Raw genomic sequence first — 11,687 nt, forward strand, 5'->3', positions numbered from 1 at the left:
CACGGATTCGCCTCGCTGCAGACCTCCGGCGGGTTCCAGTGGACCGCGGATCCGGAGGTCAGCTTCGACTGGATGATCAACTTCATCGACCGTGGACTGCGCATCGGCGCGAATCCGCAGGGCGACAGTTGATTTCGTGATATCCGCCCTGCCCGCTCCCCACATAGCCAGCACCCCGACTTCGCAACACGCTTTTCGACACGGCATCCGAACCCCAATCCTGCCGATTCACGTTCGGGTGCCGTGGTGTTGGAAAACGATTTACGAACGCCTCATCAAGGCCCACTCCGGCTGCATCAACGGCGGTTCATCCGGGCGGCGAGCATCGCCATGGTCAGCACATCCCAGGTGCGGCCGGTGATCGACTGGCCGTGTTTGCCGTCCTCGTCCCAGGCGACGGCGGCGGCCCAGGCGTGTTCGGCGATGGCGACCGGGTGCCGGAATCCGGCTTCGCGGGCCAGCTCGCTCACGTCGTGCAAGAAGCCGTCGGCGATGGCTTGGGCGCGGCTGTAGGTGTGGATAACTTTCCAGCCAGTGGCATCGGTGTTCATGGTTTCCTTTGCGGTAGAGGGTGTTTCGGGGGGGTTGGTGACCGGCGCGCCGTGGTGGTGCTCGGGTGCGCCGGTCGGGCCGGTTCATCCCTGGGTGTCCTGGGCGGCGATGGCGTCGCGGTAGACGGTGGCGGCGTGTTCGGCAGCGTCCCAGGGGATGTGCCGTTGGGTGGCTCCCTCGATGTCGAGGCGTTTGACGGTGCGGTAGCTGCTTGCGCCGAGGGCCAGGGTGCGGACTTCGATGGTGGGGACCGGCACGTATCGCAAGTCGGCGTCGGTGGCGGTGAAAGTCCAGCCGCTCAGGTGGGCCAGCGTCAGCAGGTGGGCGGTTCCATTAGCGGCGGTGAACCGCCACGAACTCGACGCGATGCCCTGGTGGAACTCGATCGGGGTTGTCATAGCGGGTTGCTTTCTCTTACAGTGAGGCGGCAAAGGCCCGAGCTAGATAGCGACTAGCTCGGGCCTTGCCTGCTGTTATTGGGTTGTCCGGTCGGCTCAAATGCGGGACTGGAGGGTGACCGCGCGGAGGAACTCGCCCCGGTCCTGCCCGAACAGGGTCGGGATATGCCGGTTGAGTGCGCCGGTCAGCGCGAGCGGCGCGGGGTGCAGGGTGTGGCCTTCGCGGGAACCGAAAGGGTGATCCCATTCGGTGACGGCGGCGGCGCTCATGCGGCAATCGACGTACCACAGACGTTCGCCGCTCAGCCGAGACACGAAACTGATCGATCCGTCGGCATGCTGGACGGTGCCCAGCCACCCGGAGAACCCGAACGGGCGCGAGTCCTGGGGAGAAAGCACGCTGTCGGCAAGGTCGGTGAAGCTGAACGAACGGGCGGAAATGATGCGGTAATCCATTGTGGTGGTTGTCCTTTCGAGCTTTCCGGTTAGAGGAGTGCGCCGGTGCGTCCGGCGGCGCGGCCGCGCGCGTCGGCCAGGCCGTGGCGGATGGCGCGGCCGCTGTCGCACAGCGGGCCGGTGTTGGGGTTGGGCACTCCGCCGCCGGGGCAGCAGGTCTCGCACGTCTCGTTGTGGGCGTGCAGTGCGTCGATGTACTTGGTGACGGTTCCGGTGAACGCCATAGCGTTTCGTCTCCTTGAGGTGAGCGGCCCCGGCCCGGCTGGATAGCGACCAGCCGGGCCGGAACCGAATCGAGTGGTTGGTCAGGGGTTGGTGGGCGCGTCGGTGACGGCCCGCAGGTAGCGGCGGGCGATCAGGATGGCCGACGCGGGGCAGGTCTTGACCTCGCCGAGTTGCTGGCCGTGGGCGGTTTCGACCCAGTACCAGGGGTCGGGCTGCCCTTCGGGGTGGCTGGTGTAGACGGTGGCGGTGAAGTTGCCGCGCCGCAGGATGCGGTAGGGCTGCACTCCGGGAATGTGTTCGCTGCCTGCCATTTCGTGTTCCTTTCGGGTTAGGCGAGGATGGTGGCGGTGAGGGTGCCGTAGTTGTTGCGGCGCAGGATCAGCGAGTAGTGCGCGGCGGTGAGGACACCGGCGGACATCGTTGTGATGCGGATCGTGATGCGGCGGATTTCGCGCGGCCCGACCGGAACCATGGCCGCGACGGCGGCTGTGAGTACCTGGGCGCGGGTCTCGGCCGGGATGGCGTTCTCGATCCATGCTTTGCCGACGGCCAAGCGGTGGCTTCGGGCGTGGTCGGTGATGTCGACCAAGGCGAATTGCATTGCGCGACTGTTCCTTTCCGGTTGTTGGGCTGCCTGTGTTCAGGCGGCGTAGTGGTCGGGGTAGCCGGTGAAGCCGGTCAGCTCGGCGGGCAGCAGGTAGACGGCGCTTTCGCTGTGGCGGTGGCACGCGGCCGGGACCGGCCCTTGGTAGGTGCCGGTGTGCGCTGACCACACCGGGCTCCCGGCCGTGGTGGCGGTTGTGGCGTAGACGGTGACCAGTCCGGCGTCCTGCAAGTCCAGGTAGTAACCGGCGTCGTCGAGAAGGGCGGCGTGAGCGGTGGTGTGGCGGGTGGTGTCACGGTCGACGAGCACACCGAGCACGTGCACTCGCTCGCCGTGGGCATCCTCGAGCAGGCGGCATCCGTCGTGGGCGTCGAACTGCTCGGTGCGGTAGCGCTGGATACCGCGCACCACCGACCAGCCCCCATCGATTTCGCCCACCGCCAGCAGCACCAGGGACCGGCCGGGGATCGGCTCGCCCGCGATGGCCGGGAGTGCCGCGACCAGTGCGGGCGCGGCGTGAATGAGATGAATATCGAATGGATTCACCGAATTCACGTTCATGTATTTAATTCCTTTCCTGGAATTGCGTGCATTTGTTTTCGCCGCTTTTACTGGCGGTATCGGCGAGCGTTTCCGCGTCGGATACGCGGGTTTCGGCCCTGACCTGAGACACGTCCGAACTTTTGCCGGTTCGCCTGCTCTGGCGCGGGAAACAGAGTCAGAGTCGCGGAAACGCTCTCAGGCTCACACTGTGAAGTTCTCAAAGACCATGATCAGAGAGGCGATCGGGCGCGAGAGCCATGGCTCCCCTTCCTTTTTCGTTCCCTCAACCTTGTAGTTATATATTATCATGTACCGGTTTCAATTCAGTAGAAAAGGGCGGCTATTGTAGTGTGATGCTTTTCTCTGCTTTTTCCGCTGGCTTCGGGTTGTTTTTGCGGGTTTTTGGTGGCTTTTGGAGGCGCTGCTCCCGGCGAGGGCGGGGGCTCCGGGGGCTGGCCCCCGTGCACGCCCGCCAGGGCGTGGGGTTCTTTTTCGGGTGACAGGCCACGGCCAGGGGTGGGTGGTTGGTGGTGGTGGTTCTTTCGGTGGGCCTGGGGCGTCTCCGATCACTGCTGTCCGGAGGGGGCAAGCCGCGACGCTTTTCCGCGGCTTGCCCCCTCCGGACAGCAGTGATAGCCCCGTAAAGGCCTGCCGAAAGGACCACCACCACCCTCGGGACTGGCACCCGCGCGAGCGCAGCTCGCGGAGGCAGCCGACCCGCGCCGGCCCAGTAGTGGGGATTCGGTGGGGAGGGCGTGCTGACTGTTCCCTCGTTCGAGGGCAGTTCGGAAATTGGTTGGTTGCGGTTTCTCGAATTCCGGTGTTCGGGTGGAATTCGAATACGATGGCGCTGTTTGTTTTCAGGCATTCGGTTCCCCGGGCTCCTCTCCAGGCTCGAGCGGGCCCGGGAACGGAAGGTGCGCGCGCGATGACCGCGGATGTGGTGACGACGGTGACGACCAAGCAGATGCAGAAGCAGTTCTCGCCGCTGTCCAAGCAAGCCGCGGCACATGGGTTCGTGGTCGTGACCTGGGACGGGGCACCGGGGGCGGTGATGATGTCGGGGGAGGCGTGGGCGAGTGCGCAGCGTGAGGACGAGCAGCTGGTGGTGCCCGAGGCCGAGTGTGAGCAGTGGGCGGCCACTGATGTCCCGGCCAAGCTCGCGGCGTTGCACGAGACGATGTGTGCGGGGCGGCATGTGGCGGCGCTGGCGCGGGGCCGGTTGCGGGCGATGATCGCGCCCGCGGATTGGGCTCGGCGGGCGTTTCCGCTGCTGGGGTTGCCCGATTCGGACGCGCCGGAGCCTGCGGCCGCCGATCAGGTGCTGGTCATGTATCGCAGCCGCCGGGCAGTACAGGGATGGCGGGAAGAATTCGCCGATTCACCGGATCCGGACCGGGAGATGGACCGTCGGCTGTCCGCGGGGCCGACCGCGATTCCGCTGGCGCGGCGCGCGCAGCTCCGCGCGGTGGTCTACGTGCTGGAGGGTGAGGTGGTTCGCGTGCGGGCGGTGGACACGGCCGGGGAATGGGTCGAACTGCCCGGCGGCACACTCAGCCTCGCGCCGGTCTCGGATCCGTTGAGCCACAGCGAGATCGACGCGTTGCTCCCGGGCCTGGGCATGTATCCTGGCCAGCCCCGCGCGGCCGCGCCGGGCGTGCGCCGGGAATTCCTCGACCTGTGAACCTGGCGGGGAGCGCGGCTCCCCCGATGCGGGGGTAATCGGGGTGCGGCGCCGGCGATGCGGGCGTGGCCCCTCGCGTACGTAGGTCGGCTGGGAGGTGAGCCTGCGGGAGCTGCGCTAGGTGCGGGAGGGCTCGGTGTCGCGGCAGCTCATGGCTTGGTGTGGGCGGGCGTGATCGAGGTGAGAGGCGGCCCGGGTCTGGCGGGTTTCGGTGTGCGCGTGTGGTGATGCCGGAGTGCCGCGCGGTGATCGGGCGGCGGGGGAGCCGGGAGGGGGCCGAAGCCCCCGGGCGGTCTATTCGGGGCTGAGGTATTCGTCGAGCCAGCGGTCGAAGTTGGCGTCGATGTAGAGGTTGTTGAGGTAGTGGGTGCGGCAGTTGTACGCGTGGCGGGGCTTGTTCTGCCAGGTGTAGTGGTGGAGGTCGGTGGATTGGGCGGCACAACCGCGGATCTCGCAGGTGTAGTAGACGTCGGGGTGCATTGGGGGCTCCTTCTCGGTTGCGGTGTTCGATCTGGGCCCCGCCCAGACCGCCCGGTGGGGGCGCGGAAAAGGGTCGGCGCCAGCCGATCACGTAGTGACGCGTAGCGCGCTTTGGAGTGCCCCCGCTGGGTGGTATGCCTTCGGCAGATCGTGCGTCGTGGCCGAGAAGGAGACCCTGGTGAGCTCGGCTGGCGCCTGTGGACGCTCCGCGGTTGTGCCGTCCAAGCCACCGACCGGGCGCAACCGGTACAGCGGCGGCCAAAGTACCACTGCCGCAACCGCTTCCGGAGCCGCTCGCGCGCGCTGACGGTGAGGGGCTCGGACGTGTGGGAGCTGGGAGGTGAGCCTGTGGGAGCGACTGCAGTGCGGGAGGGTTCGGTGTCGCGGCAGCTCAAGCCGTTGTCGTTGTTTTTCGCGTGATTACTACCGGGACCCCGCCTTCATCGACGTAGCGGCACGACCCTCGCGGCTTCGATGCTGAAATGCGCATGACTCGATGACCACATGTGATCCTGACGGAAGCCGACGAGAAGGGGTCCCGGTAGAACTCGCCGGAAACTACGTGGACCCCAAACAGGGCCCTCGCTGCTGAGCGATTGGTCCGTTCGACACCGTTCTAGGTGGTCTACGACGTGTGAAGGTCCTCGCGGGCCTGGTCAACGAATTGGTGGATAAGCTTGCCAATCTTGTCCGTGTAGCCGTTGATCGTGGTGACGAGTGCGGCGGAGGCTCGGTCCATCCCTGTGTCGTCGTTCTCACCTGCTCCTCCGGCCGCGACGTAGCGCACCGAGAAGGCGGCGACTTCGTTCACGAGAGGCACCGCGAGGTTGTCCCTGTAATCGGTGATGACGGTCCACATGCCGTCGGTCCCGGCGACGGCCACGACGTTTTCAGCTTTGGCACCGGCGCTGACGGCGTCGCCGAAGTCTTTTACTGCTTGGTTGACGAGATGGCGGTCGTGTGGGTACGCCGTCAGTACGCCTTTCAGCCCGCCCATCCCTTTTGCTATGTCGCCGAGACAGTTGAGGAAGTCGGCGTATGCCTTCTGCCGGTCCGCTCGTAGTGTCGACTCCGCGGTCAGCTGCGCGGTGCGGTCCAACTGGTTCGCGCTGACGTAGACCGCGACACCGGCTGATACGACTCCTGACAGCAGTGCGGCACTCAGCGCCGTGACGAGTGCATATCGTCCACTACGGTCCGCACCGCGGGCTTGGGGTTCATTCGGAGCGGGAGAGGTTGCGCCCGGCCGCTCATCCGCAGCTGGCGGCTCCGGCGGTTCGGCAGAGGCCGGTGATGGTTGAGGCTGCGCCTCGTCGGCCTCGGGCCCCTCGCCCGAGGGTTGAGGAGCGCTGGGCTCAGTGCTCACAAGAACAATGGTCGCAATCGACTGCGCGGTCTCGCTGTAATACCCGATAAAGAGGCCGAGGACCGGGGCGTCAGCCATCATCGCTGGTCAAGCCGTTGTCGTTGTTTTTCGCATGATTACTACCAGGACCCCATTTGGGGTGACGACCGGCTCGCGGCGGTCGGTTCCTCGGGCGAGTACTTCGCTCTGTGAAGGCTCGTCGTCGCGGATCACCCGGGTGTCGGTTGGTTGCCTTATAGTCGTCGCATGGCCGAGAAGACGACGACCCCGGCGGCGGACGCCGACCGTGAGGTGTTTCTCGAACAGGCGAAGGCTGCGGGCCTGGCCCGCCTCGCCGAGGCGCGCAACGATGCTGCCGCGGTGGCGTGGGCGGAGAAGACCGCCAATCGCCTCAAGCAGCGGCTGCACGAGCGCCGCGCCAGCTAAGTGTTCGGGTATGTCTTCGACGACCGCTTGCTGACAGCTCTGGGCAACGGCGATCACAATTCTGGTGCCTTGCTGGCTTCCCTGCATGATCGCGATATCCGGGTGTCGGTGCCCGTGGTGACGCTCGCGTATGCGTTCACCGCGTTGCCGGTGGAGCGGTCTGCGGAGTTGTTGGGCATCGTGGTGGCCATGACGAATACGGCGGTAGAGCCTCTCTCGGATGCCGTTGATGCGTTGGAGCTGGCCGAGTTCCTGGCGCAGGTTCCCGATGACCCGGCTGCGGTGCATGCTCTGGTCACGGCGCGCAAGCAGGCTATGGAGATCGTGACTGTCGATCCGGAGCGCTGGCGGTCGGTTCAGGCTCGGCTGTCTGTTCGTGTGCCGTTGGTCGAATTGACCGACGAGTCCTAGAGATCCAGGCAGGCTCCACCAGGGGTCGGCGGAGAGTCCGGATCTGTGGGGCAGGTTAGCGGCAGCGGAAAGCGCTCCTACTGCCACTAACTCGAGCCGGATACGCTGCGGTCGGGACTTCGGCATCTGAGCATTGTCTGTGAGGTTGAGGCCGTACGGCAGTGCGCGGGTGGGGGTTTCGAGGTCCTGGCAAGCTGTCGGGCGTGACCGATGATTCCCTCACGCGACTACCCCAATCGCCCGTGCGGCGCGGCGGCGGTGTTGTGCACCGCGGTGGTATGGGCGGCGATCGATGAGTCTCGGGGTGCTGTGATCGCGGTGTTGTGTTTCGCGATCGCTGTTGCGATGAGTGCGCTGGCGGTGCTGGCGATCGGGATCGCGTTGTTGCCCGATGTGCCGGGTGTCAGCTATCGCTCGCGTGAGCTGGTGTGGGGGCCGGGTTTGCCGATGGTCGTGCTCGGCGCGGCCGTCGCGGTGGCCGGTGGGATCTGGTGGTGTCTACAGCGTTGGACCGATCGCGACTAGCGTTCAGCAGCACCGGTTTTCGACGTGCCCAGGGCCTGTGTCAGGGTATGCGGATTGATAGGTAAATCGGTCTCAACCCCTACGGGTGTTTAGCGCCGGATTCCGGCCGGTTGCGTGACGCCCCTGTGTCGGTGGCGTTGGGAAGACGGATGAGTTTGTCAGCGCAGCAGGTTCACCACGTTGCGGTACGCGGATTGGGTGGTGTGGGCGAGTTTGTCCCAGGTGATGCGGCCGCCGGCCGCGAGGTGGAGGTCGTAGGGGATCTCGGCGACCCCGCGGACGAATGCGCCGAGGTATTCGCGGGCGTGTGCGGCGACGTTCGGCCCGTCGGCGCTGGTTTGGCGGGTGACGACGATGACGGCGTCGGCAATGTGGTGCTGGCTGTAATTGACGTCGAGCCATGCGAGCGCGGGCCGCAAGCGGTTGACCGCGTCGGCGCGCGCGGCGAGGGTGATCACGATGGCAATGCGCGGGTCTCCGAGCAATGGCCGCACCATGGGATTGGCGACCGGTGCGCCGCCGTCATAGACGGGTAGTGCTCCCGCGTCGCACAGGTCGCGATGCACCGACCCCTAGCTTTCGCGCATCGGCAAGGGGTCGGCTGTGCGGGGCAGTATGCCGGTTTCGGCGCTGGTTTCTCCGCAGGCCTCGACCACCTTCGAGGCAAACGAGCGGTGTTGCATTGTCAACCAGGTTTGCACGGTGCCCGCGGGGTCCGCGGCGTCGCAGCCGCGTTCTTTGACGTCTCCGCCGCACGGGCTGGCGTCGACGACAACGGGCGAGAGGCATTGGTCCGGAGTGGCTGGCGGCGCGGTGGCAATGGCGGCGGCCAGGCCGAGTGCGGTCGTGGTTGTTCCTGCACCTCCGGATGAGCCCAACACGAGAATCGACGGCATTTGCGCGCGCACCATGAGGCCGTTTCCGCTTCGCAGCCGGACTATGTCTGTGGGTGATCCTGGCGGGGCCGGTCGTTCGATTCGTTCGGCGGCCGTGCCGGATTCGTCAACGGTCATGCGGGAATCGGGATGGGCGCGAATCTGGACAGGATGCCGAGGGTGGTGTCGTCGACGGCGTGAATGATCTGCATTCGTCCGGGGTGGTCGGCGGCGTGTCCGTTCTTGTGCCACACGCGGGCGATGAGCTGGCCAACGGTTCGCGTTGTCAGATACAGCAGGTGCGCGGCCGGGTCGTTGGCTGATTCGAGCCGGTCGGCATGGGATCGCAGAATGGTGTTCAACCGAGTCGGCGTTTTGGGCGAGAGCTCGACTTCGACGATCACGGCGGCATTGTTCGGTTGCCACAGCAGTCCGTCGGCCTGATGGGTCGTGGTGCTCGCTGCCGCGTCCTGGGTCCACATTCGGCGCTCGGTCGCGATGTGGGTAGGCAGCTCCCTGTTATGGATGAGGATCGGTGCGTTTCCGGCGCTGAGAAGATTGATCGACAGGTGCGCGACGGTGAGGTCGTGCGCCAGAGTGCGGCGCGCGATCGGGTATTGCCGTGCGATGGGCCAGTAGACGCGCCGGTTGTTTCCGCGGTGCAGCGTCTCCGCGCCCAGGTATCCGCCATTCGTCAGCTGTGTCAGGCGTCGAGACAGGTTCTGTTTCGGCATCGGCTCGCCGGTGCCGAAGAATGCATAGGCCTGCCGCATCGTGTCAGTGCCAGCGACTTTCACTTCGCCGAGCCACGCGAGCACGGCGGCGTCGCGCTGTGTCAGCGCGGTTTTGCCTCTGCTGGGTCTCGGCAGTGCCGCGTTGTCCGTCACATGAATCCTTCGATGGCTAGACGGGCCGCTGACGGCAGGCCTGTTGCGAGTAGTTGAACGGCGCGGACCGCGTCGTCGTGGCGGCCAATGCTGTCGGGCGCATTCGCGGCGATGGCCGCATCGCGTGCGATGAGCGCATCACACAGCGCGGCAACGTCAGTCAATGATTCTTCGATGAGATCGGCGTCGACATTCTTGGCGCGTGCGTACGCGGCAGCACCGCAGGCGGCGCGGACTTCTTTCGACGCGGCTGTCTTGGCGGCCGCGTTCGGTGCCTGCCAATCTGCCAGCAGTTGCAGCGCGACCCAGAACAATGCGGTCTCGGTCGCGGAACGTCGGTCTGGCGGCGGCATTCTCACCGCTGTACGCTGCGCATGCCCCTGCGGCGATTGCGCCGCGAGCTTCGGGGCACTGAACTGCTCGCTGATGGCTCTGTTGGCGAAGCTCGGTCGCCACCGGGCTCGCTGACGCGCGACGGCGGTAAGTCCCGCAGCGCGTATGCGGTCGACGTCGGCAATGGTGCCACCACGTAGACCAGAATCATCATCGGCGGACGTGAGAACGACGACGGCATCAATGTCGGCCGTCGCAACCGCGTCAACAGGAAAGGCGCGGACTCGCCGCATCAAATCAGCGTCAATCATCACAACCCCACCACTGCGCATTGCCGAAGAATGCGTCTATGATATCCCGATAGACGCCGCCGCCCCACGCGTGCGGAATGCCAATGAGTCACGCTACGGGCAATACCAAAGCGCCGGCCTGCGCAGCAGGCAGCGCAGCCGCCGCCGTCAGGCGGCGGCAGGCCAGCCCCCTCCTGGGAGGGGGCGCAGGCCGAGGGGGAGGGGAACCCCCTCCTCGAGGAGGGGGCAGGGGGAGGTGGAACCCCCCTCCATGAATGGAGGGGGCAGGGGGGAGGTTGAGCTTTTGAATCTTTTTGTCTTTTCATGACCTTCGGTCATCTGGGTATCTGCTCTGGCACCCGTCCCCGGTAACTTCGACCACCCTTGTTCGAGTGCTCGCAGAGCAAGGGTGGTCGAAGTTCTGGCCGCTTGCGGACAGAGGGGACGGGTGCCAGAGCAGATACCCGCAGCTCGTAGAGCTGCCAGAGTGGTGACCAGCCTGATGACTAGCCTGGTTACCGACCTGATGACTGGCCTGATGACACAAGTATCTTATTGGTCATCAGGCTAGTCATCACCCAAAGAATGGCTCAGTTCTCCGCGTCCGATGAAGCGGTGCTCGGTGCAGCCGCCTCCTTCGGCATGCCCTGGTCCGCGCGGTAGGCGGCGACGACACTTTCATCGATCCGTCCGCGGGGCGACACTTTGTGACCGTGTTCCTTGGCCCACTTGCGGATCAAGGCCGGCCCATCGGAACGAACCCGCGAGGTCTTCTTTCCGCCACGCGCGGGCTTCTTCCTCGGCTGCTCCCGCGCAGCGCTGATGAATGGTGCCATCGCCTCGTCGAACAGCTTGGTGCTGGCGGGGGAGAGGTCGAACTCATAGTCGACGCCGCGCACGCTGAACGTGATCAGCTCGGCGTCGTCGACCTTCTCGTTGGTGAGGTCGTCGAAGATGTCTTCAACGATCCGTGTCTTCCGTGCCATCGCTCTCCTCGTGCATTCTGTCTCCCGCTCCAGCGGGACGTTGTCGGAACCCAGTGCCGATTATGCACCCGTCCTGAGGGACAATCCCACTGTTCGGCCTAGCCGAGCACAGCGACAGCGCCAGCGCCGAAGCGAGATTGCAAGGTGCTCACAACACGGCTCGGCATGGATGAATGGCGCACAGTGTCGGACAAAGTCGTCTGTGCGTGGTGCTTCGGCTCGGTGCGCGCGGCGGTTAGTGCGGAACGAGTTCTTCATTGCCCGGCGGGAAGAATGCCACGAATCGAGTCCGCCGTGGCTAGTCAGCGGTGATCTGGACGAGGACGGTGTCGTTGTCTTCGGCATAGAGTTCGCCGCCGGCCTTCCACCCCTCGGCGGACATGAGGCCGACCAGCTCGTTCCATCGGTCGGGTTCGATCTTGCCGGACATTCGGATGAATCCGTAGTGGGACAGAGTTTGCAGTCGGCCCCAGTCCGTGGTGAGGACGAGCTTGCCGAATTCGACGGGGCGGACTTCCCACCCTGCCCGGCGGAACGCGACAGCGACTTCGCCTAGATGATTGATTCCAGGGGGTGGGCGGCCCACTGCGCGGGCCGTCCATCCGGTGATCAGTGGTCATAGGCGGTCAGTGAGCGGTGGACTGGG

Annotated in this window: 19 protein-coding genes; 4 read left to right on the forward strand and 15 right to left on the reverse strand. The window is 65.6% G+C overall.

Annotated elements, in window-relative coordinates:
- Positions 1 to 296 precede the first annotated feature (296 nt).
- From ACIRRA_RS44565 to ACIRRA_RS44595, 7 genes are all read right to left on the reverse strand, one after another.
- Positions 297 to 551: a DUF6573 family protein gene (locus ACIRRA_RS44565; RefSeq protein WP_402781743.1), complete on the reverse strand. Its 255-nt coding sequence runs from the start codon at positions 549 to 551 to the stop codon at positions 297 to 299.
- 84 nt (positions 552 to 635) lie between these two features.
- Complete coding sequence (locus ACIRRA_RS44570; RefSeq protein ID WP_402781745.1) at positions 636 to 950, reverse strand: hypothetical protein; 315 nt, start codon at positions 948 to 950, stop codon at positions 636 to 638.
- A gap of 96 nt (positions 951 to 1,046) precedes the next feature.
- Complete coding sequence (locus ACIRRA_RS44575) at positions 1,047 to 1,406, reverse strand: hypothetical protein (protein WP_402781747.1); 360 nt, start codon at positions 1,404 to 1,406, stop codon at positions 1,047 to 1,049.
- Between the two features lie 29 nt (positions 1,407 to 1,435).
- Positions 1,436 to 1,630 (reverse strand): hypothetical protein, encoded by a 195-nt coding sequence (locus tag ACIRRA_RS44580; protein ID WP_402781750.1) that lies wholly within the window; start codon positions 1,628 to 1,630, stop codon positions 1,436 to 1,438.
- A gap of 81 nt (positions 1,631 to 1,711) precedes the next feature.
- A complete protein-coding gene (locus ACIRRA_RS44585) occupies positions 1,712 to 1,942 on the reverse strand; it encodes a hypothetical protein (RefSeq protein ID WP_402781753.1) in 231 nt (76 codons plus the stop codon).
- Positions 1,943 to 1,959: 17 nt separating this feature from the next.
- Positions 1,960 to 2,232: a hypothetical protein gene (locus ACIRRA_RS44590; RefSeq protein ID WP_402781756.1), complete on the reverse strand. Its 273-nt coding sequence runs from the start codon at positions 2,230 to 2,232 to the stop codon at positions 1,960 to 1,962.
- Positions 2,233 to 2,271: 39 nt separating this feature from the next.
- The gene (locus tag ACIRRA_RS44595; RefSeq protein WP_402781759.1) at positions 2,272 to 2,796 is read right to left on the reverse strand and encodes a hypothetical protein; all 525 of its coding nucleotides are present in this window, start codon (positions 2,794 to 2,796) and stop codon (positions 2,272 to 2,274) included.
- A 910-nt stretch (positions 2,797 to 3,706) separates the two neighbouring features.
- Between ACIRRA_RS44595 and ACIRRA_RS44600 the strand changes: the two genes are divergently transcribed.
- Positions 3,707 to 4,462, forward strand: a complete 756-nt coding sequence (locus ACIRRA_RS44600) for a hypothetical protein (RefSeq protein ID WP_402781762.1) — start codon at positions 3,707 to 3,709, stop codon at positions 4,460 to 4,462.
- A gap of 294 nt (positions 4,463 to 4,756) precedes the next feature.
- Here the strand turns inward: ACIRRA_RS44600 and ACIRRA_RS44605 are convergent, their stop codons facing one another.
- Positions 4,757 to 4,942 (reverse strand): hypothetical protein, encoded by a 186-nt coding sequence (locus tag ACIRRA_RS44605; protein WP_402781765.1) that lies wholly within the window; start codon positions 4,940 to 4,942, stop codon positions 4,757 to 4,759.
- Positions 4,943 to 5,567: 625 nt separating this feature from the next.
- A complete protein-coding gene (locus ACIRRA_RS44610) occupies positions 5,568 to 6,389 on the reverse strand; it encodes a hypothetical protein (protein WP_402781768.1) in 822 nt (273 codons plus the stop codon).
- Positions 6,390 to 6,554: 165 nt separating this feature from the next.
- On the opposite strand from ACIRRA_RS44610, the gene ACIRRA_RS44615 reads away from it, so the two are divergent.
- From ACIRRA_RS44615 to ACIRRA_RS44625, 3 genes are all read left to right on the forward strand, one after another.
- Positions 6,555 to 6,734 (forward strand): hypothetical protein, encoded by a 180-nt coding sequence (locus ACIRRA_RS44615; protein ID WP_402781771.1) that lies wholly within the window; start codon positions 6,555 to 6,557, stop codon positions 6,732 to 6,734.
- A complete protein-coding gene (locus tag ACIRRA_RS44620) occupies positions 6,735 to 7,145 on the forward strand; it encodes a hypothetical protein (protein ID WP_402781774.1) in 411 nt (136 codons plus the stop codon). It abuts the gene before it with no gap.
- A gap of 210 nt (positions 7,146 to 7,355) precedes the next feature.
- Positions 7,356 to 7,670, forward strand: a complete 315-nt coding sequence (locus ACIRRA_RS44625; RefSeq protein WP_402781777.1) for a hypothetical protein — start codon at positions 7,356 to 7,358, stop codon at positions 7,668 to 7,670.
- Positions 7,671 to 7,828: 158 nt separating this feature from the next.
- On the opposite strand, the gene ACIRRA_RS44630 is transcribed toward ACIRRA_RS44625, so the two are convergent.
- The 6 genes from ACIRRA_RS44630 to ACIRRA_RS44655 all read right to left on the reverse strand — a co-directional run bounded on the left by ACIRRA_RS44630 (position 7,829) and on the right by ACIRRA_RS44655 (position 11,471).
- A complete protein-coding gene (locus ACIRRA_RS44630; RefSeq protein WP_402781780.1) occupies positions 7,829 to 8,236 on the reverse strand; it encodes a hypothetical protein in 408 nt (135 codons plus the stop codon).
- 6 nt (positions 8,237 to 8,242) lie between these two features.
- Positions 8,243 to 8,683 (reverse strand): hypothetical protein, encoded by a 441-nt coding sequence (locus ACIRRA_RS44635; protein WP_402781783.1) that lies wholly within the window; start codon positions 8,681 to 8,683, stop codon positions 8,243 to 8,245.
- Entirely contained in the window at positions 8,680 to 9,318 is a 639-nt protein-coding gene (locus ACIRRA_RS44640; protein WP_402781786.1) for a hypothetical protein, read from the reverse strand. Before ACIRRA_RS44640 ends, ACIRRA_RS44635 begins: the two co-directional genes overlap by 4 nt.
- A 110-nt stretch (positions 9,319 to 9,428) precedes the next feature.
- On the reverse strand, positions 9,429 to 10,079 hold the full coding sequence (locus ACIRRA_RS44645) for a hypothetical protein (protein ID WP_402781789.1): 651 nt from the start codon (positions 10,077 to 10,079) through the stop codon (positions 9,429 to 9,431).
- Positions 10,080 to 10,645: 566 nt separating this feature from the next.
- Positions 10,646 to 11,041 (reverse strand): Lsr2 family protein, encoded by a 396-nt coding sequence (locus ACIRRA_RS44650; protein WP_402781792.1) that lies wholly within the window; start codon positions 11,039 to 11,041, stop codon positions 10,646 to 10,648.
- A gap of 298 nt (positions 11,042 to 11,339) precedes the next feature.
- Positions 11,340 to 11,471, reverse strand: a complete 132-nt coding sequence (locus ACIRRA_RS44655) for a hypothetical protein (RefSeq protein WP_402781795.1) — start codon at positions 11,469 to 11,471, stop codon at positions 11,340 to 11,342.
- Between the last annotated feature and the right edge of the window lie 216 nt (positions 11,472 to 11,687).

Origin of the sequence: Nocardia sp. NPDC101769, assembly GCF_044766925.1 — a bacterium.
Lineage (GTDB): Bacteria > Actinomycetota > Actinomycetes > Mycobacteriales > Mycobacteriaceae > Nocardia.

Coding starts and splice junctions, on each gene's coding strand:
- ACIRRA_RS44585 (WP_402781753.1), bottom strand. CDS start 1,942: ATGGCAGGCAGCGAACACATTCCCGGAGTGCAGCCCTACCGCATCCTG.
- ACIRRA_RS44595 (WP_402781759.1), bottom strand. CDS start 2,796: ATGAACGTGAATTCGGTGAATCCATTCGATATTCATCTCATTCACGCC.
- ACIRRA_RS44565 (WP_402781743.1), bottom strand. CDS start 551: ATGAACACCGATGCCACTGGCTGGAAAGTTATCCACACCTACAGCCGC.
- ACIRRA_RS44635 (WP_402781783.1), bottom strand. CDS start 8,683: ATGACCGTTGACGAATCCGGCACGGCCGCCGAACGAATCGAACGACCG.
- ACIRRA_RS44655 (WP_402781795.1), bottom strand. CDS start 11,471: ATGTCCGGCAAGATCGAACCCGACCGATGGAACGAGCTGGTCGGCCTC.
- ACIRRA_RS44590 (WP_402781756.1), bottom strand. CDS start 2,232: ATGCAATTCGCCTTGGTCGACATCACCGACCACGCCCGAAGCCACCGC.
- ACIRRA_RS44625 (WP_402781777.1), top strand. CDS start 7,356: ATGATTCCCTCACGCGACTACCCCAATCGCCCGTGCGGCGCGGCGGCG.
- ACIRRA_RS44615 (WP_402781771.1), top strand. CDS start 6,555: ATGGCCGAGAAGACGACGACCCCGGCGGCGGACGCCGACCGTGAGGTG.
- ACIRRA_RS44610 (WP_402781768.1), bottom strand. CDS start 6,389: ATGATGGCTGACGCCCCGGTCCTCGGCCTCTTTATCGGGTATTACAGC.
- ACIRRA_RS44600 (WP_402781762.1), top strand. CDS start 3,707: ATGACCGCGGATGTGGTGACGACGGTGACGACCAAGCAGATGCAGAAG.
- ACIRRA_RS44640 (WP_402781786.1), bottom strand. CDS start 9,318: ATGCGGCAGGCCTATGCATTCTTCGGCACCGGCGAGCCGATGCCGAAA.
- ACIRRA_RS44575 (WP_402781747.1), bottom strand. CDS start 1,406: ATGGATTACCGCATCATTTCCGCCCGTTCGTTCAGCTTCACCGACCTT.
- ACIRRA_RS44605 (WP_402781765.1), bottom strand. CDS start 4,942: ATGCACCCCGACGTCTACTACACCTGCGAGATCCGCGGTTGTGCCGCC.
- ACIRRA_RS44650 (WP_402781792.1), bottom strand. CDS start 11,041: ATGGCACGGAAGACACGGATCGTTGAAGACATCTTCGACGACCTCACC.
- ACIRRA_RS44570 (WP_402781745.1), bottom strand. CDS start 950: ATGACAACCCCGATCGAGTTCCACCAGGGCATCGCGTCGAGTTCGTGG.
- ACIRRA_RS44580 (WP_402781750.1), bottom strand. CDS start 1,630: ATGGCGTTCACCGGAACCGTCACCAAGTACATCGACGCACTGCACGCC.